This is a genomic window from Mesorhizobium sp. YL-MeA3-2017 (genome assembly GCF_030814575.1).
GTDB lineage: Bacteria > Pseudomonadota > Alphaproteobacteria > Rhizobiales > Rhizobiaceae > Mesorhizobium > Mesorhizobium terrae.
Genome location: NZ_JAUSVH010000001.1, coordinates 544,258 through 568,848, shown reverse-complemented (window position 1 = coordinate 568,848; position 24,591 = coordinate 544,258). Strand labels below are relative to the sequence as shown.

21 protein-coding genes are annotated in these 24,591 nt (G+C 63.0%); 8 read left to right on the top strand and 13 right to left on the bottom strand.

The features are described from left to right. Positions 1–14: 14 nt before the first annotated feature. Genes QFZ88_RS02630 through QFZ88_RS02620 form a run of 3 tightly spaced genes read right to left on the bottom strand, consistent with a single transcriptional unit; the run spans position 15 to position 2,429 of the window. Positions 15–1,055 (bottom strand): zinc-dependent alcohol dehydrogenase family protein, encoded by a 1,041-nt coding sequence (locus QFZ88_RS02630; protein ID WP_024925296.1) that lies wholly within the window; start codon positions 1,053–1,055, stop codon positions 15–17. A gap of 31 nt (positions 1,056–1,086) precedes the next feature. Continuing rightward, a complete protein-coding gene (gene maiA / locus QFZ88_RS02625; protein ID WP_024925295.1) occupies positions 1,087–1,737 on the bottom strand; it encodes a maleylacetoacetate isomerase in 651 nt (216 codons plus the stop codon). Next, positions 1,734–2,429, bottom strand: coding sequence for a fumarylacetoacetate hydrolase family protein (locus tag QFZ88_RS02620; RefSeq protein ID WP_024925294.1), 696 nt, complete (start codon positions 2,427–2,429; stop codon positions 1,734–1,736). The genes maiA and QFZ88_RS02620 overlap by 4 nt, the downstream gene beginning before the upstream one ends. Positions 2,430–2,661: 232 nt before the next feature. Between QFZ88_RS02620 and QFZ88_RS02615 the strand changes: the two genes are divergently transcribed. Continuing rightward, a complete protein-coding gene (locus tag QFZ88_RS02615; protein ID WP_024925293.1) occupies positions 2,662–3,345 on the top strand; it encodes a response regulator in 684 nt (227 codons plus the stop codon). A 104-nt stretch (positions 3,346–3,449) separates the two neighbouring features. Here the strand turns inward: QFZ88_RS02615 and QFZ88_RS02610 are convergent, their stop codons facing one another. Both QFZ88_RS02610 and QFZ88_RS02605 read right to left on the bottom strand, forming a co-directional pair. Continuing rightward, on the bottom strand, positions 3,450–4,784 hold the full coding sequence (locus tag QFZ88_RS02610; RefSeq protein WP_024925292.1) for a hybrid sensor histidine kinase/response regulator: 1,335 nt from the start codon (positions 4,782–4,784) through the stop codon (positions 3,450–3,452). A 7-nt stretch (positions 4,785–4,791) separates the two neighbouring features. Beyond that, positions 4,792–5,961, bottom strand: a complete 1,170-nt coding sequence (locus tag QFZ88_RS02605; protein WP_244431267.1) for an FIST signal transduction protein — start codon at positions 5,959–5,961, stop codon at positions 4,792–4,794. Between the two features lie 257 nt (positions 5,962–6,218). Here QFZ88_RS02605 and QFZ88_RS02600 point away from each other — a divergent pair, with 257 nt between their 5' ends. The 3 genes from QFZ88_RS02600 (at position 6,219) to QFZ88_RS02590 (ending at position 10,111) form a co-directional block, all read left to right on the top strand. Next, the gene (locus QFZ88_RS02600) at positions 6,219–6,716 is read left to right on the top strand and encodes a (2Fe-2S)-binding protein (protein ID WP_024925290.1); all 498 of its coding nucleotides are present in this window, start codon (positions 6,219–6,221) and stop codon (positions 6,714–6,716) included. Between the two features lie 138 nt (positions 6,717–6,854). Then, positions 6,855–9,197, top strand: coding sequence for a xanthine dehydrogenase family protein molybdopterin-binding subunit (locus QFZ88_RS02595; RefSeq protein WP_024925289.1), 2,343 nt, complete (start codon positions 6,855–6,857; stop codon positions 9,195–9,197). A gap of 104 nt (positions 9,198–9,301) precedes the next feature. Beyond that, entirely contained in the window at positions 9,302–10,111 is an 810-nt protein-coding gene (locus QFZ88_RS02590) for an FAD binding domain-containing protein (protein ID WP_024925288.1), read from the top strand. Positions 10,112–10,232: 121 nt separating this feature from the next. Here the strand turns inward: QFZ88_RS02590 and QFZ88_RS02585 are convergent, their stop codons facing one another. Both QFZ88_RS02585 and QFZ88_RS02580 read right to left on the bottom strand, forming a co-directional pair. Then, the gene (locus tag QFZ88_RS02585) at positions 10,233–11,408 is read right to left on the bottom strand and encodes a GGDEF domain-containing protein (protein ID WP_024925287.1); all 1,176 of its coding nucleotides are present in this window, start codon (positions 11,406–11,408) and stop codon (positions 10,233–10,235) included. A 188-nt stretch (positions 11,409–11,596) separates the two neighbouring features. Continuing rightward, positions 11,597–12,235: a class I SAM-dependent methyltransferase gene (locus tag QFZ88_RS02580; protein ID WP_024925286.1), complete on the bottom strand. Its 639-nt coding sequence runs from the start codon at positions 12,233–12,235 to the stop codon at positions 11,597–11,599. A gap of 240 nt (positions 12,236–12,475) precedes the next feature. Between QFZ88_RS02580 and QFZ88_RS02575 the strand changes: the two genes are divergently transcribed. Continuing rightward, positions 12,476–12,694, top strand: coding sequence for a hypothetical protein (locus QFZ88_RS02575; RefSeq protein ID WP_024925285.1), 219 nt, complete (start codon positions 12,476–12,478; stop codon positions 12,692–12,694). A gap of 80 nt (positions 12,695–12,774) precedes the next feature. On the opposite strand, the gene QFZ88_RS02570 is transcribed toward QFZ88_RS02575, so the two are convergent. Next, positions 12,775–12,996 (bottom strand): tautomerase family protein, encoded by a 222-nt coding sequence (locus QFZ88_RS02570; protein WP_024925284.1) that lies wholly within the window; start codon positions 12,994–12,996, stop codon positions 12,775–12,777. Between the two features lie 72 nt (positions 12,997–13,068). Here QFZ88_RS02570 and QFZ88_RS02565 point away from each other — a divergent pair, with 72 nt between their 5' ends. Beyond that, complete coding sequence (locus tag QFZ88_RS02565; RefSeq protein WP_024925283.1) at positions 13,069–13,797, top strand: winged helix-turn-helix transcriptional regulator; 729 nt, start codon at positions 13,069–13,071, stop codon at positions 13,795–13,797. Here the strand turns inward: QFZ88_RS02565 and QFZ88_RS02560 are convergent. Next, positions 13,794–15,692, bottom strand: a complete 1,899-nt coding sequence (locus QFZ88_RS02560) for a potassium transporter Kup (protein WP_051504876.1) — start codon at positions 15,690–15,692, stop codon at positions 13,794–13,796. The two genes, QFZ88_RS02565 and QFZ88_RS02560, sit on opposite strands and share 4 nt — an antisense overlap. A 268-nt stretch (positions 15,693–15,960) precedes the next feature. Here QFZ88_RS02560 and QFZ88_RS02555 point away from each other — a divergent pair, with 268 nt between their 5' ends. After that, positions 15,961–17,670 carry an amidohydrolase gene (locus tag QFZ88_RS02555; RefSeq protein ID WP_024925281.1) on the top strand — a complete coding sequence of 570 codons (1,710 nt, stop codon included), beginning with the start codon at positions 15,961–15,963 and terminating at the stop codon, positions 17,668–17,670. A gap of 72 nt (positions 17,671–17,742) precedes the next feature. Here the strand turns inward: QFZ88_RS02555 and QFZ88_RS02550 are convergent, their stop codons facing one another. After that, complete coding sequence (locus QFZ88_RS02550) at positions 17,743–18,237, bottom strand: GNAT family N-acetyltransferase (RefSeq protein ID WP_024925280.1); 495 nt, start codon at positions 18,235–18,237, stop codon at positions 17,743–17,745. Then, positions 18,234–19,001, bottom strand: a complete 768-nt coding sequence (locus tag QFZ88_RS02545) for a copper homeostasis protein CutC (protein ID WP_036255218.1) — start codon at positions 18,999–19,001, stop codon at positions 18,234–18,236. The genes QFZ88_RS02550 and QFZ88_RS02545 overlap by 4 nt, the downstream gene beginning before the upstream one ends. A gap of 271 nt (positions 19,002–19,272) precedes the next feature. Between QFZ88_RS02545 and QFZ88_RS02540 the strand changes: the two genes are divergently transcribed. Further along, positions 19,273–21,576: a Tex family protein gene (locus tag QFZ88_RS02540; RefSeq protein ID WP_024925278.1), complete on the top strand. Its 2,304-nt coding sequence runs from the start codon at positions 19,273–19,275 to the stop codon at positions 21,574–21,576. Positions 21,577–22,500: 924 nt separating this feature from the next. Here QFZ88_RS02540 and QFZ88_RS02535 read toward each other — a convergent pair. Together QFZ88_RS02535 and QFZ88_RS02530 are read right to left on the bottom strand one after the other, a co-directional pair. Then, positions 22,501–23,499 carry a hypothetical protein gene (locus tag QFZ88_RS02535; protein WP_081766938.1) on the bottom strand — a complete coding sequence of 333 codons (999 nt, stop codon included), beginning with the start codon at positions 23,497–23,499 and terminating at the stop codon, positions 22,501–22,503. Positions 23,500–23,525: 26 nt separating this feature from the next. Next, positions 23,526–24,542 (bottom strand): hypothetical protein, encoded by a 1,017-nt coding sequence (locus tag QFZ88_RS02530; protein WP_244431260.1) that lies wholly within the window; start codon positions 24,540–24,542, stop codon positions 23,526–23,528. Between the last annotated feature and the right edge of the window lie 49 nt (positions 24,543–24,591).

The following is a 24,591-nucleotide window of genomic DNA, read 5'->3' as shown; positions in this document are numbered from 1 at the left end:
GCTCACGCGTGGGTTCAGAAGCGCGTCACCACGCCGATGCCGATACCTTCGAAATTGCCCATCGCCATCAGCGCTGCCGGGGCTTCGTCGAGGCTCAGGGTCTTGCCGATCAGAAGGTCCGGCTTCAGTTTGCCGGCCCTGATCATCTCCATCATCGCGCCGTAACGAAACGCCTGCATGCCGTGGCTGCCGCGAATTTCCAGTTCGTAGGCGATCACCTTGGCCATTGGTATCGCCGCCTTGGCATGGTCGCCCAGCATCAGCCCGACCTGCACGTGCCGGCCGCGGCGACGCAGGTTGGAAATCGAGTTGTAGGAAGTGGTCGGATGGCCGAGCGCGTCCATCGACATATGCGCGCCGCCATTGGTGATCTCCTTGACGGCCTTGACCACGTTTGGCGTCTGCGCTGCGTTGACGGTAGCGGCCGCACCGAGCTTTCGGGCGAAATCCAGCTTTTCGTCGGTCAGGTCGATGGCCACCACATTGGCGCCCATGGCGCTGGCGATCATGATCGCCGAAAGGCCGACGCCGCCGCAACCATGCACGGCAACCCATTCGCCGGGCGTCACGCGGCCCTGGTCGACCACGGCGCGAAACGAGGTGACGAAGCGGCAGCCGAGGCTGGCGGCGGTGGCGAAATCCATCTCCTCAGGCAACGTCACGAGATTGGTGTCGGCGCGGTCGATGGCGACATATTCGGCGTAAGAGCCCCAGGCGGTGAAACCCGGCTGGAACTGGTGTTCGCAGACCTGGTGATTGCCGGAGGCGCATTCGAAGCAGCGGCCGCAAGCCGCCACGAACGGCACGGTGACACGCGCGCCGGCCTTCCAGTTCCGCACTTGACGACCGACGGCTACCACGATGCCGGCAAGTTCGTGACCGGGCACATGTGGCAGGCGGATATCGGGATCATGCCCCATCCAGCCATGCCAGTCGCTGCGGCAGAGCCCGGTTGCCTCCACCTTGATGACAACGCCATCGGGCGAGGGAACAGGGTCCGGTACGGTCCGCACCGTTGGCGCTTCACCGAATTTTTCGAAGACAACGGCTTTCATCGGCTGGTCCTGTATCTGCGACCTGGAGGGGTTATTCGGCGTCGGGCTGGTTCTGTGGCGCTGCCTTCTGGAAGGCGGGCAACGCCATGCAGGCGGCGTTGATGCGGGAAATGATCGGATAGGGTTCCATATCGACGCCGAAACGGGCGTTGTTCGTCACCTGCGCAGCCAGGCAGATGTCGGCCAGCCCTGGCGTTTCGCCATGGCAGAAGGTGCCCGTCTGCGGCGACGTCGCCAGAATCTTTTCAAGGGGTTGGAAGCCCTCATTCACCCAATGCCGGAACCAGTTGGCGATATCTTCGTCACTGGCGCCGAAGACGCTGCGAAGGCTGGTCAGCACGCGCAGATTGTTTACGGGATGGATGTCGCAGGCGATCATCTGCGCGAGCATGCGCACGTGAGCGCGATCTGCCGCTTCCCGCGGCAGCAGCGGCGGCTCGGGGCTGATCTCGTCGAGATATTCGATGATCGCCAGCGATTGCGTGATGAGGGCGCCGTCGCTCCAGATCAAGGCGGGGACCAATCCCTGCGGGTTGACCGCCAGGTAGGCCGGTTCGAGGTGTTCGCCGTGGCGCAGGTGATGCGGCACGTAGCGGTAGTGAATGCCTTTCATTTCCAGCGCGATCCGCACCCGGTACGAGGTCGAGGAGCGGTAATAATTGTGCAGGATGATGTCGCTCATCGCGCTTGTCCTATCGTAAGTTCGATGGTGCCGATGCCCTCGACGCCACCGCTCAGGCGGTCACCGGAAACAATCTGTCCGACGCCCGCTGGCGTACCGGTGAAAATGAGGTCGCCGGGCCGAAGTTCCACTGCTTCGCTGCAAATGGCAATGATGTCGGCGACCGGCCAGATCAGTTCGGCGAGGTCGCCATCCTGTCTCACGGTTCCGTTGACGGACAACCAGATGCGGCCGCTTGCCGGATGCCCGGATTGCTTAGCCGGCACCAGAGGCCCGCAAGGCGCGGATTGATCGAAGGCTTTCGCCCAGTCCCAGGGGCGCGCTGCCTTCTTGGCTTCGTCCTGCAGGTCGCGCCGGGTCAGGTCGATGCCGACGCCATAGCCCCAGACATGGGAAAGCGCTTTGTTCACCGGGATCCGAAAGCCTGCTTCGCCTATCGCGACGACAAGCTCGATTTCGTGATGCAGATTCGCGGTCAGCGGCGGGTAGGGAATGGTGCTGCCCGAATCGACCACGGCATCGGCCGGCTTGGTGAAGAAGAAGGGCGGGTCGCGTTCGTCATTGCCCAGTTCGCGGGCATGCGCGGCGTAGTTGCGGCCGACGCAGAAAATGCGTCGAACCGGAAAACGTTCCGCGGATCCTGCAATGGCGACGGATGGGATCGGTGGCGCCGCCAGGGCCAATGCATTCATGCTGATTCCGCTCCTTTGCCAATGTCGGATGCCGCGCACCTTCGGTCGTTTTGAACGGAGGGGCAAGGCATTGCCGACAGGTTGCGCGGGCGAACCGTTCTTGACCTGATAGGCCACTGCTCGATGGGCTAGCGCCAAGGGGCGGCCGATGTACTATTGGCCAATGAACGGATCGTGCCGCCGGGCGTATGCTGAAAGGCGCGATGACGATCGACATCGAGGCAGTGCCACCATGAATGCAGTGAATGAAGTCGCAAGATTCCTGATCATCGACGATCATCCGCTGTTTCGCGAAGCACTGCACAGCGCCGTGCAGATGGCCTATCCGGAAGTCGACACCGTCGAGGCCCGATCCATCGGTGAAGCACTGGAATTGCTGGCGGGCGCCGGGCAGTTCGACCTTGCGCTGCTCGATCTGTCCATGCCCGACGTCCACGGCTTCGACGGACTTCTGCAATTGCGGACGCGTTATCCGCATCTGCCGGTGATGATCGTTTCCGGCCACGAGGATGCCCGCATCATTTCGGAGGCGCTGTCTTATGGCGCGGCTGGATTTGTTCCGAAATCCGCGCGCAAGGACGATCTTGCGGGAGCGATCCGCGCCGTGATGGAAGGTGCGATTTATGTGCCGGAGACCTATTCGGTGCATCAGCCCGATCCGGAAAGCACCGACAGGGCCGACATGGTGCAGCGGCTTTCGCGGCTGACGCCGCAGCAGTTGCGCGTGCTGCAGATGCTGCGCCAGGGCATGCTCAACAAGCAGATTGCCTATGAGCTGCAAGTCGGTGAAACGACGGTGAAGGCTCACGTGTCGGAGATCCTGCGCAAGCTCAACGTCTACAGCCGCACACAGGCGGTTATCGAGGTTTCGAAACTCGACAATGCCGAGTTGTTCAGGGATCAGCAGGGGTTCTGAAAAGGCAATCGGCAGTCGGGAATAGGCAGTCGTAGAAAAACGGCTCGTTGCCCGCTTGCATATGGCTCGCAAACTATATGATCCGACTGCCGACTGCCGACTGCCTAAGCCAGCAAATGCGCCAGCAGCGCCCGAAGTTGTGCCGGCTTCAGCGGCTTGCGCATCAGGTCGATGCCCGCTGCCCGGGCGGCCTTGACCACGCTTTCCGACGGGTCGGCGGTGACGATCAATGCCGGTACTGTGCGGCCGAGATAGTCGCGCACCTCGGCGACCGTCTCCGTGCCCAGGTCACCACCGTCCAGATGCTGGTCGGCGATAACGATGTCGGGCACCCAGTCGGTGTCGCCCAGAGCGTCGAGCGCTTCGTCGGTCGAGGCGGCCGGGCGCACGATGCATTGCCAGCGCTCCAGCAGCGACGTCATTGCCGCCAGCACGTCGGCGTCGTTTTCTACCAGCAACACCTTGGTGCCGAACAGGCCATAACCCTTTGGCGTTTCGCTTTCGCCGGCACCGGGTTCCGGCTGCGGGTTGGCTGAGACCGGTACATCGATATGAAAGATCGTGCCGCGCCCGACCCTGGAAGAGAAGGTGACGGGATGGCCGAGCGCGCCGGCCATGCGCCGCACGATTGCAAGGCCTAGGCCCAGCCCGCCGCCGGTCGGCTCGGTGCCGCCGCCGACCGTGCCGCGATGGAACTCCTCGAACACGGCCTCGCGCTGGTCTTCGGGAATGCCGTAGCCCGTGTCAGCCACATCGATGCGGAGTGTCTTACCGCGCTGCCGGGTGCCGACCAGCACGCCACCCTTATGGGTGTAACGCAAAGCGTTGGAGAGGATGTTCTGCAGGATGCGGCGCAGAAGCGTCCTGTCGGAGCGTACTGCGATCGCGACGGGGCGGAAACGCAACGTCAGTCCCTTCATCTCGGCGACTTGTTGGAAGTCGGAGCGCAGGGCGGAAAACAGCGTTTCAAGGCTGACGTCGGTTATCTCCGGCTCGACCACGCCTGCATCGAGTTTCGAAATGTCGAGCAGCGTATGCAGCAGATCTTCCATGGTCTGCAGCGAACGTTCCACTTGCCGGACCAGCTTCTTGCCTTCGGTGGAAGTCTGCAGTTCCGCGAGTGCCGAAATCGACAGATGGGCGGCGTTCAAAGGCTGCAATACGTCATGACTGGCGGCGGCGAGGAAGCGCGTCTTGGAAAGATTGGCGTATTCGGCATTCTCCTTGGCGGCGGAGAGGGCCAGGTTCGACTGTTCCAGCCGGCGCAGCGCGGCATGTAGTTCCTCGGTGCGCATGCGCACCCGGTTTTCCAGCGAGATCGCGGTCTGAAACAGCGAGAACGCATTGCCCTGCTGGTCCATCGATCGTTCGACGCGGCTGACCAGCGCGGCGTTGATCTTCTTCAGTCGCTCGATGTCCTGGATGTCGTTCAGCGGCATTCGAGTTCTACTCCGCCGCCTGGCGCTGTCCAAAGGCGATGCCGGTAAAGGTCTGGTTCAAATGCATCGACCGGTATTGTTCGCCGTAGGTGCCGAAACCGATCACCTTGTTGGCGCGGTAGAGTTCGGAAATATCACGGAAAACCTGGCGGTTGCGGGCATCGAGCCGACGCAGCACGCAATCGAAGCCGAGGATCATGTCGATGTTGCCAAGCTTGGCCTCGACCTCCTTCAGCGCGGCGCGCGTCGTCTCGACCATGCTCTTGGGCTGGGCGATCGACAGGACGATGCCGTCGTCGATGGCGCAGAAAAAAGAGAGCGAACCGTCGGGGTTCATCTTCTGGATCGACCGGCAATAATATTCGCCACCCACTTTCACGACCACGGGATGCGACGCGAACGAAAAGGGCGTCAGCGTATGCTGCACGATGCCGACCGAGGCGGCATATTCGGTTGCCGCGACATCGGCATTGAACTCGCGCACGATGCGATGATCGGGATCGGAAGCGGTCACAACCAGCTTCTCGTCGGTCGGGACAAAATTGTCGGTCTTGAAGACGTGGAAGGGGATGGTGGTGGCGATCAGGATGACGATGGCGCTGTCCGAGGCGACGCGCCCGTCGCGCATCAGCGTCGTGGTTTCGAATTTCAGGTCATCGCCGGCCGAACCGCCGATCAGCGGGATGTCGTCGAGAGCCCAGTGGATTGCGGAGGTGACCGCTTCCTCGGCGTAGGAGAGCCCGTCGATCAGGCAGAGCGCGAAGACGTTGTCGGCGCTGGCGTCGCCAGCTTTGGCATGCAGGGTACGTCGCAGCACTTCCACTTCGCCGGTGATGCCATCCATGGCCGAAGACGACAGGTTCTCGACCATGGCGCTGGCGACGGTAAAAGCGCTGGTGGGAAAGAGCATGGCCAGCATATGGCCTTCCTCGAGGCCGTCCGGCGTGATTTCGCCTGCCGTCGAACAGCCGGCGTAAGGCAGCTTCGGGGCGTGTTTTTTCAATGAGTTGGCAAGCGTCGTTGCATCAACCAGGCTGCGCGAGAAGAACAGCAACGCAAAGCCCGCGCCGATCGCCCTGGCTTCAGCCTCGACGGCGATGGCAAAAGCATCCGTGTCCGGTTCGCTCGTGGTGAGCGCCGAAAGCCCGCATGCATAGCTCGTCCGCGAACAGACCAGCCCATTTCCTCCCGATGCCCAAGGCGCTCCCCAACGCCGCCAATCATTGTTGCCGCAGGGGGCGATCTTTGGCAATGGCCGCGCGCTAAGCCCAACGACCGAAAGTACAATATACGGGATTCAGGGCCGGTTGCATTGTCGTGAAAGCGGGGGTGCTTCGGGCGTTTGAGGCACTTCGCGAGACAAGAACATCGGTCTGCCGGGGTGTCCGGAGGGAGCCGGCAGCCACACCGAGGTTGAATACCCAGGGAGGCTTCATGTCGGACATTTCGTTGACCGTGAACGGCAGGCAGGTTCACGCAACAGTCGAGGACCGCACGCTGCTGGTCCATTTTCTAAGGGAACATCAAGGGCTTACCGGAACACATGTCGGTTGCGACACCTCGCAGTGCGGCGCCTGCGTCGTCCATGTCGACGGCAAGGCGGTGAAGTCCTGCTCGATGCTGGTCGCCCAGGCTTCCGGTTCCACCGTCGTCACGATCGAGGGTCTCGCCAATGGCGCGGACCTACATCCTGTGCAGGCGGCCTTCAAGGAACACCATGGGTTGCAGTGCGGCTTCTGTACGCCCGGCATGATCATGACCGCGACCGACATGATCGCCCGCCATCCGGAAGGCCTGGATGAGGCCACGGTGAGGGCAGAGCTCGAGGGCAACATCTGCCGCTGCACCGGATATCACAACATCGTCAAGGCGATACTGGCCGCTTCTCAAGCGATGTCGAAGGCCAAGCCAAAGGCCAAGAAGGCGGCTTGAGCCGCGAAAAGTGAACACAGCCCGGCGGCCGCGACCAGAGTCAAAAAGTTTTGACGAAGCCGATCAAGCACTTGGCGGCAAGAGGCCGCCGATACCGGGTGAAACGAATTCACTTCAAGGTTCCGGAGGAGAATTTTGATGGGTATTGAAGGCATCGGCGCCCGCGTGGCGCGCAAGGAAGACAAACGTTTCATCACCGGCGCAGGCCGCTATGTCGATGACATGGTGGTGCCCGGGATGAAGCACGCGGTCTTCGTCAGAAGCCCATATGCGCATGCGCAGATCAAGAAGATCGATGCCAAGAAGGCGCTGGCCATGCCCGGTGTCATCGGCGTGCTGACGGGCAGGGAATTGAAGGCCGACGGCATCGGCAATCTGATCTGCGGCTGGATGATCCATTCCAAGGACGGCTCGCCGATGAAGATGGGGGCCTGGTCGCCGCTGGCGTTCGACAAGGTGCGTTATGTCGGCGACGCGGTGGCGATCGTCGTTGCCGACACAAAGGGCCAGGCGCGCGATGCCGCCGAGGCGGTGGACGTTTCCTACAAGGAACTGAAAGCTGTCGTCGACGCGGTGAAGGCGCTGGAGAAGGGCGCGCCGCAACTGCATCCGGAAGCCGACGGCAATCTGATCTTCGACTGGGAGATCGGCGACGCCAAGGCGACCGACGCGGCGATCAAGGCCGCGCACCACGTCACCCGCATGAAGATCGTCAACAACCGCCTCGTGCCCAACGCCATGGAACCACGCGCGGCGCTCGGGCTCTATGACAAGGCCGAGGACCACTACACCTGCTGGACGACGTCGCAGAACCCGCATGTGGCGCGGCTGGTGATGAGCGCTTTCTACAATGTGGCGCCGGAAAACAAGCTGCGTGTCATCGCGCCCGATGTGGGCGGCGGCTTCGGCTCGAAGATCTTCATCTATCCCGAGGAGATCGTCTGCCTGTGGGCGTCGAAGAAGACCGGTGTGCCGGTGAAATGGGTTGCCGACCGCACCGAAAGCTTCCTGACCGACGCGCATGGCCGCGACCATCATTCGACGGTCGAGATGGCCTTCGACAAGAACAACCGCATCACCGGGCTCAAGGTCGACACCATCGCCAATCTCGGCGCCTACATGTCGCTGTTCTCGTCGTCGGTGCCGACCTATCTCTACGCGACCCTGTTGTCGGGCCAGTACAACATCCCGGCAATCCACGCCAATGTGCGCACGGTCTACACCAACACCGCGCCGGTCGACGCCTATCGCGGCGCCGGGCGGCCGGAAGCGACCTATCTTCTGGAACGCACCATGGAGACGGCGGCACGGGAACTTGGCGTTTCGCCGGCCGAACTCAGGCGCAGCAACTTCATCACCCAGTTCCCGCACCAGACGCCGGTGATCATGTGTTACGACGCCGGCAATTACAGCGCCTCGCTGGATGCGGCGATGAAGGCGGCCGACTATACCGGTTTCGCCAAGCGGCGCGACAAGGCCAAGAAGGCGGGCAAGCTGCGCGGCATCGGCATGAGCGCCTATATCGAGGCCTGCGGCATCGCGCCGTCGGCGGCGGTCGGTTCGCTGGGTGCCGGCGTCGGCCTGTGGGAATCGGCCGAGGTGCGTGTCAACGCGGTCGGCACCATCGAGGTGATGACCGGTTCGCACAGCCATGGCCAGGGCCATGAGACGACCTTCGCGCAACTGGTCTCGGATCGTTTCGGCGTGCCGATTGACAGCATCAACATCGTCCATGGCGACACCGACAAGGTGCAGATGGGCATGGGCACCTATGGTTCGCGCTCCGGCGCGGTCGGCATGAGCGCCATCGTCAAGGCCCTGGACAAGGTGGAAGCCAAGGCGAGGAAAATCGCGGCTCACCTTCTGGAAGCCGACGAGGGCGACATCGTGGTTGAGAACGGCGAACTCAAGGTGGCCGGCACCGACAAGAAGGTGCCCTGGTTCCAGATGGCGCTTGCCGCCTACACGGCCCACAATCTGCCGGCCGGCATGGAGCCGGGCCTGAAGGAGGGCGCGTTCTACGATCCGTCCAACTTCACCTTCCCGGCGGGCTGCTACATCTGCGAGGTCGAGATCGATCCCGATACCGGCGAAACCCAGATCATCCAGTTCGTTGCGGCCGACGATTTCGGCAACATCATCAACCCGATGATCGTCGAAGGCCAGGTGCATGGCGGCATCGCCCAGGGCGTCGGCCAGGCGCTTCTGGAGGGCGCCTATTACGATCCGTCCGGCCAGCTGCTGACGGCAAGCTACATGGATTACACCATGCCGCGCGCCGGCGACCTGCCTTCGTTCAAGGTCTCGACCTCGAACACGCCATGCCCGGGCAATCCGCTCGGCATCAAGGGCTGCGGCGAGGCCGGCGCCATCGGTTCGCCGCCGGCGGTCATCAACGCCATCACCGACGCGCTCGGCATCATGGATTTCACCATGCCGGCGTCGCCCCAGAAGGTGTGGGCGGCGGCGCAGAAGCATTGAGGAGGCAGTAGGGAGTGGGCAATCGGCAGTCGGAACGACTTCAAACGACTGCCGACTGCCGATTGCCGACTGCCCTGTCGAAATCTCTCTGAGGAGAACGAGCCATGTACTCCGTCACCTACCATCGGGCCAATTCCATCGCGGATGCGGCCAAGCTTTTGAAGACCGGCGATGCCAAGCTCGTGTCCGGCGGCATGACGCTGATCCCGGCGATGAAGACCAGGCTGGCGGCGCCGTCGGACCTTGTCGACATCTCGAAGATCGCTACGTTGAAGGGCATCAAGGTGTCCGGCAAGACCGTCACCATCGGCGCGGCGACGACCCATTTCGAGGTTTCCACAGACGCCAAGCTGCAGAAGGCATGCCCGGCGCTGGCCGAGCTGGCGGCGATGATCGGCGACCCGGCCGTGCGCCATCGCGGCACCATCGGCGGCTCGATCGCCAACAACGACCCGGCCGCAGACTATCCGGCCGCCTTGCTGGCGCTTGGCGCCACCATCGTCACCAACAAGCGCGAGATCGCCGCCGACAAGTTCTTCAAGGGCCTGTTCGAGACGATCCTCAAGGATGGTGAGATCGTCACCGCCGTCTCCTTCACCGCTCCCGCCAAAGCCGCCTATCAGAAGTTCCGCAACCCGGCCTCGCGCTACGCCATCGTCGGTGTGTTCGTGGCCAAGAGCAAGGCGAACGGCAAGGACGAGGTGCGCGTGGCGGTGACCGGTGCCGGCGACAATGGTGTCTTCCGCGCCAAGGCGATCGAGGCGGCGCTCACCAAATCCTTCGACGCGGCAGCGGTGTCGGGCATCAAGCTGGCGTCGGACAATCTGATGACCGACATCCACGCCTCGGCCGACTATCGCGCCCATCTGATCGGCGTGCTGGCCAAGCGCGCGGTAGCCGCCGCCAACGCCTGACGACATCGGCATCGCCGGCAAAAGGGAAGGGGCCGCGAGGCCCCTTTCGTATTGTGGAATTCATAGGGTCACGAAGCGCTCCGTCGCGGCGACCAGAATATGCGACGCGCGGTCTTTCTGCTCAATCGGCGGTGCCTGTTGACAGCAACGGATTTTCCGCCTGGGTTTCCACCCTGTCGCGACCTTGCCGCTTGGCCCGGTAGAGCGCGGTGTCGGCGCGCGCGATCAACGCGCCCAAACCTTCGCCATGACGCGCCGAGGCAACGCCGAAACTCGCGGTGAGCTGGCGCGACGCCGGCAGCCCGTCGAAACGGGTTTGGCGAACGATGCCTCGCAGCCGCTGGGCAAAGGCATCGGCGCCGGCGGCATCGCAATTGGGCAGCAGAAAAGCGAACTCCTCGCCGCCGAGACGGCCGCAAATGTCCACCTGCCGCATCGCTCCCTGAAGCAGGTGCCCAAATGTCTTGAGAACAGCATCGCCGGCCGGATGCCCGAACGTATCGTTGATGTTCTTGAAGTGGTCGATGTCGACCAGGATGAGGCTTGTCGGCCAGGCGCGAGCGCTGTTCAGCAGTTCCTGCGCGCGCTCCTCGAAACCGCGCCGGTTCAGCACCCCGGTGAGGGAATCGACCGAGCGCTCGTGGCGCAGATCCGCCATCATGTCGCTGACGGTCACGGCAAATAGGGCAAGCGCCAGCATCACTCCCAGCACAGCCAGCGAAAACTGCAAGGCCAGCCAGAATGGCGAGGCGCCGAACGCAGTGGCCGACGGGGCGACCGTGCCAACGGTCAGCACCGTGCGCGGAAAGAAGTGGAGCGAAAAGGCGAGCGAGGTCCAGAACAGGATCTTTTCCGCGAACATTCCGACCCGGAGCCGGCGCAGGCGCCATGCGGTGGCAAGGCAGACCAGCCCGTAGCCGAAATTCATGATGTAGATGCGGACGATCAGCTGACGATCGACATAGAAGAAATAGGCGACGCCGCCGCAAATCAGGCCGAGGATGGCGAGGTACGAAATCGGACCGAGACGCTGGCCGGAGCGCCGCAGCAGCCCGTCATTGAGCAAAAGGACGCTCAATGTGTAGAGAAAGGCCGAGGTTACGGCGTTCGGGCCGTGACCGTCGGGTACGCCGAGGATCTGGGACAGGGTTCCCAGGCAGAACAACAGGCAGGCCGCGCAAAAGAACAGCAGATGGCCAAGCCGTCGGTCCCGTAGCCAGATCGCCACGAAACTCGCCGCGAAAACCAGCAGGATGGCGGGGCCGATGAGCACGAGGGGGTTGTTGGGGACGCGCATGGCGGTACGGCGGCTTTCGGCTTCCGTCGGCGGTCTGGATCGCGGCGCAGGCTTCGCACATAAGCCGATGGCCCGCAACGAGCGAAGACAAGTCAGGTTACCGCCCGGTCAACGCGGCGCGCGAAACGCCGCGTATTTTGTGTGTCGAAACCCCGCAACGGGTTTCCCCGCAGTCCCGACCGTTCGCATCATCTCCTGCGCGCCACGATGTAGGGGCAGATTTCGTTGCCCTTGGTCGCATGGCGTTCATTGACGAGAATGTCGAAGCCCGCGGCGGAGATAAGCTGGCTGAGTTCAGCTTCTTTGAAGACGTTGGCGTGAGGCGCCTTGCCGATCGCGCGCATGGCGGGCAACAAAACGAGGCGGATGAGCGGGTTCATGTCGCCGACGCAAGGCGTCTTGGTGATGAACAGCCCTTCGGCCCTGAGCAGGGCGTGGATGCGGCGCAGCGTGCCGGGCAGGTCGCGCACCAGATGGAGATAGTTGAAGCCCAGAACGGCATCGAACTGTTCGACCTCGGGCGTAAGCATCTCGGCGGTGGCGACGCGAAAGGACAGCGCCGGCCTGGGGTCGGCGGCGTGCTTTTCCTTGGCAATGGCGATCATTTCGGTGGAAATATCCGTCGCGAGATAGCTTTGTACGCCACCCGCGAGCTTGAGCGCCGTCGTTCCCGTGCCGCAACCCAGTTCCAGCACCCGGGCATGCGGTTCGAGCAGGGCGCGGGTGCGGTCCAGCGTGCGCTCATAGCCGGCCGGATCGGCAATCGCGGCGACCGCATATCGCCGCGAGGTTCGGTCCCAGAAATCGGCGTCGTTCGTTGTGCTCATGAAGGGCCCGTGCATGAATTGCGGTGCGGAACTGGCGTGAAAGACGGCGGTGTCAAAGCTTCACGGAACGGTTAGTCACCGCTGCCCTTGAATGGAGGCTGGCGCTGGCCATTTGTTGGCAGCAGAAGTCAGTATGGGCGCCCGCCGGACGGCAACGAACCCGTTCCAGTCTTGTTAGCGGGCTTTCGTATTTTCGCAATGCTGCATATAATATTGGCGTTGCTGGACGGAGTAGGACCGATGCAGCTAACCGACATGCAGCGCGAGACGCTGGGACTGATGAAACAGGCACTGACTTCTCACCGCCAGGCGGCCGAGAGGGATGGATTTGATATGCTCGCCTATCTTCTGGAAATGGCGATCATCGAAGCAGGCGACATTATGCAAAGGGGTGGCGACCTCAGCCGCGGGTCCGAATTGCTGGCTATTCTGGGGCAGGATCGTCGTCACCCCCAGTGAGCTGAACCGCTGTCCGATCCCGTCGAGGTGGATGGCCTCGACGGGATCGGATCGCTTTTCAATGCACGGGCAAGCGACGTCTAGGTCGCGTGCCCGGCCATTTTCCTGACATCGGCCGCCTGCAAGGGCTGGCCGCCGATCGCCCAGTCGCCGCCTTCCACCTCGTTGATCTTCACCCAGGTGACGCCGCGCAGCTTCTCGCCCTCCACCGACACCATCGCGTCGGTAACCTTGGCGATCATCGCCGACTTCTGTTCGGGCGTGAACACGCCCTTGATCACATGAATATCCACCAGTGGCATGAGTTGCTCCTCTCGGTTGTTTCTGCGAGAATCGCACATTCGACGGCAGCGACAAGTTCAGGAACTGAACCGGTGCTCAAGCAAGCGGAAGCCTCCGACAACCGCGACCGGATCAACATTCCCGGTGGCGAAGCCTCGCTCTACGGGCAGTTCTGCCCGATCGCCATGGCGGCCGAACTGCTGGCGACGCGGTGGACGCTGGTGGTGCTCGGCGAGATGCTGTCGGGCTCGACCCGGTTCAACGATATCCGGCGCGGCGTGCCGCGCATGTCCTCGGCGCTGCTCGCCAAGCGGCTGCGCGAATTGGTGGATGCCGGTGTTCTCGACCATGTCGATGGCGAATACACGCTCACCCGGTCGGGCCGCGACCTCGCGCCGATCATCCAGGGTATCGGGCGCTGGGCATTGCGCTGGGTCGATTCGGACTGCTCGCTGGCCAATCTCGATCCACGGCTGCTGATGTGGAACATGCGCCGCAACCTGCGACCCGACCCGATGCCGCGCAGGCGCGTCGTCGTCGAATTCGGCTTCAATAGCCTGCCCGCCGACGAAGGCCGTTATTGGCTGATCGTGGCGCCGGGCATGCCGGTCGATCTGTGCTCGATCGACCCGGCTTTCCAGATCGACCTCCTGGTAACCGCCGATCTTCGCGCCATGACGTCGGCATGGATGGGAATGAGCAGTTTCGACGACGAGTTGCGCGCCGGCCGCATCGAGCTGGACGGCGACGCCGGGCTTGCCGCGAGTTTTACCCGCTGGATCGGCCAGAGCGGTCTGGCCAGCGCCGTCGAGCGAGCCTAGATCTCGATTTCGGTTCCGAGCTGCACGACCTGTGGCGCCGGGATGCGGAAATAAGCGGCGGAGCGCTCGGCATTGCGCTGGAGCATGGCGTAGAGCACCTCGCGCCAGAAGGCCATGCCGGCGACCTTACGCGAAGGAATGACCGTTTCGCTGCCGATGTAGAAGGAGACTTCGCCAAGGTCGACCGGCGCGATCAGGCCGCGCGACAGGCCGAGGCGCAGGCCACGCAGCACATCCGGCTCTTCCATGAAGCCATAGCGCAGGATGACACGCTCGAAATCGGGGCGCAGCGGGACAACGGTGACACGATCTTCATCCTTGATGCGCGGGGTCTCGGCACCTTGCACGGTGACGAGCATGACGCGCGTGGGGATGGCGCGGGTGTGGCGCAAGAAGATGCTCAAGGAAAGCGGGATGCCGCTGGCGGCGGAGGAGAGGAACGCCGCCGTTCCTGGCAAGCGTACCGGTTTCCGTTCTTCCATCGCGGCGAAGAAGGCGCTTTCCTCGGCGCGCAGATGCCGGCGGGCCTGTTCGGCAAGCATCTGGCCGCGCCGCCAGGTGAGCATCAGCATGGCGACCAGGATTGCCAGCAAGAGAGGATACCAGCCGCCCTCGAACAGCTTGATGGAGTTGGCGGCGACAAAGATCAGGTCGACGATGAAGAAGGCGCCATTGACCAGGATGACGAGGAAGAGGTTGTAACCCCAGTGACGGGCGACCAGCGCCGCCAACAGGGTGGTGATGGCCATCAGCAGCGAGACGGCGATGCCATAGGCGCCGGCCAGCGCGTCGGAGGAGCGGAAACCGAGCACGGCGGTGATGGTGGCGGCGCAAAGCAGCCAGTTGACCAGCGGCACATAGATCTGGCCGAACTCGTCATTCGCGGTCTGCTTGACGGTGAGGCGCGGCAGGATGCCGAGCTGCATCGACTGGCGGGCCAGCGAGAAGGCGCCCGAGATGATCGCCTGGCTGGCGATGATGGTGGCGATCGTGGCGAACGCGATGGCCGGAAAATGCGCCCAGTCCGGAACCAGATTGTAGAAGGGGTTGTTGGCTGCCGCTGGATCGCTCAGCAACAGCGCGCCCTGGCCGAAATAGTTGAGCACCAGGGCGGGCAAGGCGACGGCGAACCAGGCGAGGCGAATGGCGTTGCGGCCGAAATGGCCCATGTCGGCATACATGGCCTCGCCGCCGGTGACGGCGAGGAAGGTGGCGCCGAGCACCGCGAAGGAGACCACCGGATTGGCGTGCAACAGGAAAGTGAGCGCGACGAAAGGATTGAGCGCCGTCAGGATCGCCGGCGCGCGCAGCACTTCGACCAGGCCAAGCAGGCCGATGGTGACGAACCAGGCGAGCATGACCGGGCCGAAGAAACGACCGATCGTGCCCGTGCCGAAACGCTGGGCAAGGAACAGCGCCAGCAAAATCACCACCGTCAGCGGCACCACGACAGGGGTGAGCGAGGGGGCGGCCACTTCCAGCCCCTCGATGGCGCTGAGCACGGAAATGGCAGGCGTGATGGCGCCGTCGCCATAAAGCAGCGCGGAACCGACCAGGCCGACGACCAGCAAGACCATCTGCTGGCGGCCGCGCCGGCGGGCGCTGCCCTCAAGGATGGCGAGCAGCGCTACGATGCCGCCTTCGCCCTTGTTGTCGGCGCGCAGGATCAGCACCGCGTATTTCAGCGAAACGACCAGGATCAGCGCCCAGAAGATCAGCGACACGACGCCGGTTACGATCCAGGGCTGGCTGGCACCGCCCGGACCGCTGGCATTGATGGCTTGTGAGAAAGCGTAGAGCGGGCTGGTGCCGATGTCGCCATAGACGACGCCCAGCGCGGCCAGCGACAAGGATGGCGAGAAAACCGCCGCGCGACCGTGTTTTTCCCTCGTCATCGGCCCGTCCGCTGATGCGCACCACGATAGGGTGGAGGATGGCAGATTGCGCAGGCTCGTCAAGGAGATGGCGGGGCAGATTGCGACGGATTGCCGTCGTTGCCCGCGCTATGTTCGGTTTTGATCCTTGAGCAGAGATTCGGCGAAGAGCGGATGGTCTTGCCGGCGTTTTCGCGCCGGCTGGTCGCCACGTCGCGCCGGCGTGGCCGCTTGACGGGGCGCGGGCGGCCGCTAGCGTCCCGGCATCAAGAAACCGGGAGGAAACACGATGTCCACCATCAGGGGTAAAGCGTGGCTTGTCGCCAGCGCATTCGCACTTGTCGCCGGCACGCCGGCAGCTTACGCCGACAGCCAGGCGCTGATCCTGCGCGGCGCGCGCGTGCTGACCATGGACCAGCAGAAGCCCGAGGTGCAGGCCGTGGCGATCGTTGACGGCCGCGTTGCCGCCGTGGGTTCGGCCGACGACATGGCACCATTCCTGAAAGGGGCGACGGTCTATGACCTGCCGGCGGAGGCACTGGTGCTGCCGGGCTTCCAGGATTCGCACAACCATCTGATCTGGAGCGCGACCGAATTGCAGGACATCGACCTCAGTGGCGTTGCCGATGAGGCCGGCTTGCGCGCCGCGATCGAAAAGGGCGTGGGCAAATTGCCGGAAAACGCCTGGATTCGCGCCAGCTTGTGGGACCCGACGACGCTGCCCAACGCGTCGGCCGCCGTTCTCGATGCCATCACCGGTCCGCGTCCGATTTTCGTTGCCGCCGCCGACAGCCATTCGGCCTGGGTGAACACCGCGGCCCTGAAGGCGGCCGGCATCACCGCCGAGACCAAGGCGCCGGAAGGCGGTCGCATCGAGGTGGATGCGCAAGGCCAGCCGACCGGTCTGCTGCGCGAAAGCGCCATGTCGCTGGTCAGCAGCCTGTTGCCGGAATATCCCGACAGCCAGGTCGATGCGGGCCTCGCCAAGGCGATGGCCGAGGCCGAAAGCTATGGCATAACCGCCATCATCGATCCCGCCGCCAAGGAATGGATGCTGCGCGGCTATCAGCGCGCCGACGCGGCCGGCAAGCTCAATCTGCGCGTGAAGGCGGCCGTGCAGATCGAGGCCAAGGAAGGCGCCGCGGCCGGTGTCGCCAAGGTGCTCGACTACAAGGCGCGCTATGCCTCGCCGCATCTCGAAGTCAACGCGGCCAAGCTTTTTGTCGATGGCGTCATCGAGACCGGTACCGCGGCGTTGATCGAGGCCTATGTCGGCAGCAATCAGGCCGGCGACCTTTTGTTCACGCCGCAGGCGATGAAGGAGATTGCCATCGCCGCCGACAAGGCCGGGCTGCAACTGCACGCGCACGCCATCGGCGACCGCGCGGTGCGCGCCACGCTCGATGCCTACGAGGCGGCGCGGGTCGCCAACGGCACCCGCGACAGCCGTCACCAGATCACCCATCTCGAGCTGATCGATCCCGCCGACATTCCGCGCTTCAAGGCGCTCGGCGTGCTCGCCAATATCCAGGCGCTTTGGGCTTATCCGGACCCCTATATCGTCAACCTGACCGAGCCGAAGATCGGGCCGGAGCGGTCGCAACAGCTTTATCCATTCGGCGCGCTGAAGCAGGCAGGCGCTTTGCTGGTCGGTTCGAGCGACTGGAGCGTATCGTCGATGAATCCGCTCGAAGCCATCCAGATCGCCGTCACCCGGCAGGACATAGCCGACCCTAACGGCCGGGTGCTGACGCCGCAGCACCGTCTGGAGGTGATGGACATGATCAAGGCCTATACGGCGAATGGCGCTTATGCGGCCTTCGACGAGGCGCAATCCGGCACGCTGACGGTCGGCAAGCGCGCCGATATCGTGGTGCTGGGCCATGACGTGACCAAGATCCCCCCGACCCAGATCGCGGCGACGAAAGTGATGCTGACCCTGATCGAGGGAGACGCGGCCTATAAAGGCGAGGCTTTGCCCAAGCCGACGATGCCGTAACCAGCGGAGCTTGAACTCTTCGGGAGCGCGACCGGCTTAGGCCGGGTGCGGCTCCCGAGGCGAGTTCCTATTCTAATCGGCGAGTGTCTTGGCGTAGTAGCGCACGGCCTTCTTGCCGCCATGGATGACGGCGTCGCCGACCTCGCGAAACCCCAACGCGGCATGAAAAGCGTCGGAGGCGGGATTGGGCGGGTCGGCATTCACCTCGCAGGTGACGAGTTCGTGGCCGGCGGCCGCGGCGCGCGCGAACAGATCCTCGTAAAGCCGGCGCGCATGGCCGCGCCCGCGCGCGCTGGAGGCGACGACGACGCGGTCGACATAGACGAAGCGCGGATAGCGGTCGCGAAACCACAGAAAGTTCGGGCTGTCATAGGTGGCGTCCTGGTCGAAGGTCATCAGGAACGCCTCGAGCCTGCCGATGCGGCGTGCATGGAAAGACGCGTCGAGCAGAGCGGTGAGCCGTTCCGGTTCCAGCCAGGAGAGCTCGGCGGCGTGCTCGTTGTTGAGTTCCAGGACCGCCGGCTCGTCGGCGGCAACGACGGCCTCGATGGGGAGCGGTGCCGTCATGCGCGGGCGGCTGCGATGGTGGCGGCCACCAGCGCCTCGTCGGTGAAGGTGTTGCGGTATTCGCGGTCGAGATCGTCGCCGCCCATGCCGACATTCGGGTTGCGGTAGCGCATGGCGCTGGCCTCGTGCCTGAGCGAGGCGAAGTGCATTTCGGTCAGCCCGGTCTTCGCCCTGACCGCGCCGATATTGTCGGCGTCGAGCGCGCCGCAGCCCATGATGATGATGCGTCCACCCGCCTGCCTGACCAGCGCGGCCAGAAGATCGGCGCCCTCGATGGCGGTGTCGCGCTGGCCCGAGGTCAGGACGCGTCCGACCTTGCAGCGGACCAGGGCTTCCAGCGCCTCGGCTGCGTCGCGCGTCATGTCGAAGGCGCGGTGGCAGGTGACGGCGAGCGGGCCGGCTGCCTCGACGAGCGCGGCCATGCGGACCTCGTCGATGGCGCCATCGGCGGTCAGGCAGCCGACGACCACGCCGGCGACGCCGAGTTCGCGAAGCGCCGCGACGTCGGCCAGCATCGAACGATATTCGTCGTCGCTATAGAGAAAATCGCCGCCGCGTGGCCGCACGATGACGTGGAACGGAATTTTCGCCAGTTCCAGGCCCAGCCTTGCGGTGCCGAGGCTGGGCGTGATGCCGCCCTCGACAAGGCTGGCGCAGAGCTCGACGCGGTCGGCGCCGGCGCGCTCGGCGGCAAGCAGGCCGTCAATGCCTTCCACGCAGATTTCAATCACCGGGAGTTTTTTCGTCGGGTCGAGGCTGGCCAAGGTCGTTTCCAATTCGGGTTGAAGCGGGCGTTTTCGTTCGGGCGGAAGCTGGGGATGCCCTAGCACCGCATGGGATCAAGCGGAAGCGGGCAGGGCCGCCAAACAAGGCGGCCAGCGACCGTCCACGGGTCTTTCGGAGGGGGACGTTTTCCCGTCCCGGTCCCCGGTTCGGTGTTTTGTTCAGCATTTATTGTGGAGACAGCGAATGCCGCCGTACCCGCGCCACGGTGATCTTTCTATGGTCGCCGTTGCAAATCACCACGGGACCAAGATGCAGACAGAGCAGAAGATCGCAGCCGCAATCGCCACCGAGATCGGCGCGGCCACCGCCCAGGTCGTCGCCGCCGTCACACTTCTGGACGAAGGCGCGACGGTGCCGTTCATCGCCCGGTACCGCAAGGAGGTGACCGGCGGCCTCGACGACACGCAGCTGCGCAATCTTGCCGAACGGCTCGGCTATCTGCGCGAATTGGAAGCGCGCCGTGTCGCCATTTTTCAGGAGATCACCGGGCAGGGCAAGATGAGCGACGAGCTGGCGCTCAAGATCGCCGGCGCCGTCACCAAGGCCGAACTGGAAGACCTTTATCTGCCGTATCGGCCGAAGCGCCGCACCAAGGCCGAGATCGCGCGCGAGCGGGGGCTCGGGCCGCTCGCCGAGGCATTGTTGGCGGACCGTTCGCTCGATCCGCACAAGACGGCGGAAGCCTATGTGGCGGGCGAAGTGGCCGACGTGAAGGCCGCACTTGAAGGCGCGCGCGACATCATCGCCGAACAATTGGCCGAAGACGCAACGCTGATCGGCGCTTTGCGCGACTATATGAAGCTCAATGCCGTCGTCACCTCCGCGGTGCTGGACGGCAAGGCAGAGGCCGGCGCCAAGTTCTCCGACTATTTCGCCTATTCCGAAAAATGGTCGACCGTGCCGTCGCACCGGGCGCTCGCCATCCTGCGCGGCCGCAACGAGGACATTTTGTCCATCGCCATCGAAGTGGATGCCGATATCGCTTCGCCGAACAAGCCGGTGGAGCACAAGGTGGCGGCGACGCTGCGGATCGGCAGCGGCGCGGCCGACCAATGGCTGCGCGACGTTGCCGGCTGGACCTGGCGGGTCAAGCTTTCGCTGCAACTGTCGCTCGACCTGATGCGCGAATTGCGCGAGCGCTCCGAGGAAGAGGCGATCCGCGTCTTCTCGCGCAATCTCAAGGATTTGTTGCTCGCCGCTCCCGCCGGCTCGCGCCCGACGCTCGGCCTCGATCCGGGCATTCGCACCGGGGTCAAGGTGGCGGCGATCGACCAGACCGGCAAGCTGGTGGAGACGGCGACCATCTATCCGTTCCAGCCGAAGAACGACGTGCGCGGCGCCCAGGCCGAGCTGGCCAGGCTGATCGTCAAGCACAAGATCGAGCTGATCGCCATCGGCAACGGCACGGCCAGCCGCGAGACCGAGAGGCTGGTGGCCGAGCTTCTGGCCGACATGCCGGCACCGACGCCGACCAAGGTGATCGTCTCCGAGGCGGGCGCCTCGGTCTATTCGGCGTCGGAGACGGCGGCGGCCGAGTTCCCCGGTCTCGACGTGTCGCTGCGCGGCGCCGTCTCGATCGGGCGGCGCCTGCAGGATCCGCTGGCGGAGCTGGTCAAGGTCGAGCCGAAATCGATCGGCGTCGGCCAATACCAGCACGATGTCGACCAGTACCGGCTGGCCAAGGCGCTGGATGCGGTGGTGGAGGACGCGGTGAACGCCGTCGGCGTCGATCTCAACACCGCCTCGGTGCCGTTGCTGACGCGCGTTTCCGGCCTTGGCCAATCGATCGCCGAGGCGATCGTGGCGCGCCGCGACGCCGACGGTCCCTATGCCAGCCGCGCCGACCTGCTTTCGGTGCCGCGGCTCGGCGCGCGCACCTTCGAGCAGTGCGCCGGCTTCCTGCGCATCCGCGACGGTGCGGAGGCGCTCGACGCCTCGTCGATCCACCCGGAGGCCTATCCGGTGGCGCGCAAGATCGTGGCCAGCTGCGGCCGCGACATTCGCGCGCTGATGGGCGACAGCACCTCGCTGCGCAAGCTCGATCCAAAACTGTTCGTCGACGAACGGTTCGGCCTGCCGACGGTGAAGGACATCCTGCTCGAATTCGAGAAGCCGGGCCGCGACCCGCGCCCGGATTTCAAGACGGCGACCTTCGCCGACGGCGTCGACGACATCAAGGATTTGAAGCCCGGCATGCTTCTGGAGGGAACCGTCACCAATGTCGCCGCCTTCGGCGCCTTCGTCGATATCGGCGTGCACCAGGATGGGCTGGTGCACGTCTCGCAGCTTGCCGACCGCTTCGTGAAGGACGCGCATGAGGTGGTGAAGGCCGGCGACGTGGTGAAGGTGCGGGTCGTCGAGGTCGACGTGGCGCGCAAGCGCATCGGCCTGACCATGCGACGCGACGGTCAGGCACCGGAACGCTCGACACCGGCGGCGAAACCGGCACCCGGCGGCGGCAAGAACCACGCCAGCAAGCCGGACAATCGAGGCGGCCAGTCGCAACAGGGTTCGTTCGGCGCGGCGCTGTCGGAGGCGCTGCGCAAGCGCTGAGAAAACCGGCCTTTTACGACGGCTCCGGCGTTCGCCGGGTAGAGCGATCGCGGCACCAGGTTTGCACCGGCGTGGCGATTGGCCTATGTGAGCGGGCATCAACGGGCAGTCGTCGATACGTGAACACCAACGCAAAATCGGGCGGGCAGGGCGCCTATGGCGATCATCGCCTGTCCATCGCGCCGATGATGGACTGGATGGATACTTAAATAAATTCAGCTAGTTATGAGATGTTGTGTGCAAAAAGCGCACACGAAAGTTCTGCTTCTCTTCTTTTTTCGTTCCCACGAAGGAGCCGCCGACAGGCCTTTTCGGACGCTCTCCTGCCGACGATATTTGCCGCTCCTATGCGGAATGTTCGCCGGAATATCCGTGGACTTCATTGTCCGCTGCGGTGTCCAGTTTGCCTGGGGTTCTTGGAAGCTTTTCGAACTTTCTGGCTGGTGCCGCCAGCCGAATTATCCGGGCTAGTGGAGGAAATCAGGCTTGATTGACCTGCACACGGTCTAGCGATGTTAGAAGCAAGTTTGGCACCGCTCGACGGCAGAATGATTTCCGCTGACTGATTGTGCGGAGCCCTATCTTCCTAATAACGCTTCCAACGACTTGGCGCCGGAAGACTGAGTATCGAGTGTCTGGACCCTTAGCGGAAGGCGAAGTCAGTCGGCTTCGCGCAATTTGTGCGAGACGAGGGCAACGCCTATTTTCCATATCTAAGCGTCTAAGGGCAAATCGACTTCGTCAAGATCGCAAATAGCCCAAAACTGAACTCGGCGATGGAACCTGCAGGTAGGCCAAAAGCGTGATCGTTGGTTTTGACGGGTAGTGCCGCAAAGCACATTTTTGCCTTTCGGCGCGCACTGCCTGAAGGCTGTCGCGCCGAAAAGATGATGGAGGGGTGCGCACTCGAAGTGAAGGGTCTATTTAGAGGGGTGCAACCTTCCACGAAAGCACATGATATGCAGCCGACCAACCGGGGTTTGTCTGCGAAAAAAACACGATGGCTGGACCAACCTTGTTTCGATTTGTGATGTGGTCCGTGGCGGAGACGCTATATGCGTCCGAGAAATTCTGACCATCTCTAGAGAACGACCAAACGAAATTTGAGCCGTTGTAGGTCAATCTCGACCAAATCGGAGATGAAGGCGCTGGCAATCCCGTATCTGAAAAAGCACTATCGTTGGAGTAGCTATCGAACCCGGTTCCACCGGACATTTTCAAATAGTCAAATCTATATGCACTGTTTCCGTTGGCGCTTATGCCGAACGTGATGGTCCGGCTGTTCGCAACGTCCCTGACGGCTATCCCTGGTAAATTGTATGTGGACAATGGGCCTGAATACACTGTCAGCATTGTGGCTTGCCAATTCCCGGATGGCGCATCGACTTCTGCCATCATCGCACGGTTGTTCGCTACCGTGCTTGCCGTGAGTGCCATGCCTCTGGAGGTTGCGGTAATAGCTGCGCCTACTGGCGCAGTGGTCGATGTTGTTAGAGCAAAATTCGCCGCGATTGGCTTTGCCACTGCAGAATAATTCAACCAATCGACATCCCCGCCGCTACCACTCCCTGTGGTTGCAATCGTGATGCTTCCTGGGCCATTTAGGATCGCAATTCCTGGCCCCGCGGTAATAGCACCCGCTTGCGGGGGATGACCACTGGAGCCAATGAGAACCTGACCATCGGTCAATGGGGTAACTCCACCAAAACCACCGGTCCCGTTGTTGAATTGGATGGAATTTTGCTGCCCACCAGGTGCAATGTTGGTCACGCAGTTCCCAAGGGCATTGAAATTCGCCATCACTTGCGTGGCGTCAGCAACTTGTCCATTCGTCAATTGGTTCGGTAGAACGCATTGGCCGAATGCTGCCTTCGTAGCAACGAGGACCGTGCCAAAGGCAAGAGCGAAATTGATCTTCCTCATCGTCGCAAACTTCCTCGAATTGGATACTAATTTAGGCTGACAAGTGTCCAGGACAGAACTTGCTGCGATACGGGCCATGTAGGGTATACAGGTTCGGAGAAGAGAATCGCTGGTCCGACACGATCGACGTTTACGAGATAATCGTCCGCTGCCGCCGAGTAAGCGGTTACAAAGAACTGACCGTCGCGAGAGAAAGCCCACGACAGGGTCGTGCCGTCGTAGGTAAGGCGGGTCCAAAGTGGCTCGGATGGCGCGGGCAATCCGATGTCCTGAAAAGTGGCTGCCGTGCCAAGGAGGCGATCCAGTCCTGATCCGCCAGAGGACCTTAGATAACTGAAGCGATAGTCGTTTTGTCCCAGCGCTCCAATTCCAAACTCAACTGCGCGATTGTTGACGGAGTCCCTGACCGCAATTGCAGGAACACTGGAGTTTGATGCTGCCCCCGTATAGGCGGTGAGCATTGTTGCCTGCCACTTTCCGCTCGGGGCGGGAGTTTCGGCCATCATCGCTGTGTTGGCGGCCCCTCCCGTCGCAGTCATTGCAAACCCACGCACAGTGGCCGTAATCCCAGCACCGCTTGGAGGCGTTGTCGATGTGCGGAGGGAAAAAGCGGCGACTGACGGCCGGACGACGGCAGCTGAATTGAGCCAGTCAACAGCGGTTTCGTTGCCGCCGCTGGGAGCTGCAATGATGATTCCGCTCGGCGAAGATTGGATGTTTATTCCAGTTCCGGCTGTAAGGGTCGAGTTCATTGGGAGGGCGCCTGTCGACCCGATCAATAATTGCCCATCGGACAGTGTATTGGTTCCTCCAAAGCCGCCAGAAGAGTCTCGTACCTGAACAGAATTGGCAGAGCCGGCAGGAGAGTTTTTGACAATACAGTTGGAGACCGCGGAGAAGTTATTGTTCACCGGGGTTGCGTCTACGGGCTGGCCATTGATGATCGCGCTCGGCATCGGGCAATCCGCAAAGGCAGAAGATGTTGAAATAACAAAGCCGCCTAATAGCGCGACCGCAGGTACAAAACGCAAAATGACTTGCATCTGTCACCTCAATTCGGATGGATAGCGCGAGTAGCTACAATTAATTTGA

What these genes read in the sequence shown, in the direction of transcription:
- QFZ88_RS02630 (WP_024925296.1), bottom strand. Translation starts at nt 1,055, where the DNA reads ATGAAAGCCGTTGTCTTCGAAAAATTCGGTGAAGCGCCAACGGTGCGG.
- maiA (WP_024925295.1), bottom strand. Translation starts at nt 1,737, where the DNA reads ATGAGCGACATCATCCTGCACAATTATTACCGCTCCTCGACCTCGTAC.
- QFZ88_RS02620 (WP_024925294.1), bottom strand. Translation starts at nt 2,429, where the DNA reads ATGAATGCATTGGCCCTGGCGGCGCCACCGATCCCATCCGTCGCCATT.
- QFZ88_RS02615 (WP_024925293.1), top strand. Translation starts at nt 2,662, where the DNA reads ATGAATGCAGTGAATGAAGTCGCAAGATTCCTGATCATCGACGATCAT.
- QFZ88_RS02610 (WP_024925292.1), bottom strand. Translation starts at nt 4,784, where the DNA reads ATGCCGCTGAACGACATCCAGGACATCGAGCGACTGAAGAAGATCAAC.
- QFZ88_RS02600 (WP_024925290.1), top strand. Translation starts at nt 6,219, where the DNA reads ATGTCGGACATTTCGTTGACCGTGAACGGCAGGCAGGTTCACGCAACA.
- QFZ88_RS02595 (WP_024925289.1), top strand. Translation starts at nt 6,855, where the DNA reads ATGGGTATTGAAGGCATCGGCGCCCGCGTGGCGCGCAAGGAAGACAAA.
- QFZ88_RS02590 (WP_024925288.1), top strand. Translation starts at nt 9,302, where the DNA reads ATGTACTCCGTCACCTACCATCGGGCCAATTCCATCGCGGATGCGGCC.
- QFZ88_RS02585 (WP_024925287.1), bottom strand. Translation starts at nt 11,408, where the DNA reads ATGCGCGTCCCCAACAACCCCCTCGTGCTCATCGGCCCCGCCATCCTG.
- QFZ88_RS02580 (WP_024925286.1), bottom strand. Translation starts at nt 12,235, where the DNA reads ATGAGCACAACGAACGACGCCGATTTCTGGGACCGAACCTCGCGGCGA.
- QFZ88_RS02575 (WP_024925285.1), top strand. Translation starts at nt 12,476, where the DNA reads ATGCAGCTAACCGACATGCAGCGCGAGACGCTGGGACTGATGAAACAG.
- QFZ88_RS02570 (WP_024925284.1), bottom strand. Translation starts at nt 12,996, where the DNA reads ATGCCACTGGTGGATATTCATGTGATCAAGGGCGTGTTCACGCCCGAA.
- QFZ88_RS02560 (WP_051504876.1), bottom strand. Translation starts at nt 15,692, where the DNA reads ATGACGAGGGAAAAACACGGTCGCGCGGCGGTTTTCTCGCCATCCTTG.
- QFZ88_RS02555 (WP_024925281.1), top strand. Translation starts at nt 15,961, where the DNA reads ATGTCCACCATCAGGGGTAAAGCGTGGCTTGTCGCCAGCGCATTCGCA.
- QFZ88_RS02550 (WP_024925280.1), bottom strand. Translation starts at nt 18,237, where the DNA reads ATGACGGCACCGCTCCCCATCGAGGCCGTCGTTGCCGCCGACGAGCCG.
- QFZ88_RS02540 (WP_024925278.1), top strand. Translation starts at nt 19,273, where the DNA reads ATGCAGACAGAGCAGAAGATCGCAGCCGCAATCGCCACCGAGATCGGC.
- QFZ88_RS02535 (WP_081766938.1), bottom strand. Translation starts at nt 23,499, where the DNA reads ATGAGGAAGATCAATTTCGCTCTTGCCTTTGGCACGGTCCTCGTTGCT.
- QFZ88_RS02530 (WP_244431260.1), bottom strand. Translation starts at nt 24,542, where the DNA reads ATGCAAGTCATTTTGCGTTTTGTACCTGCGGTCGCGCTATTAGGCGGC.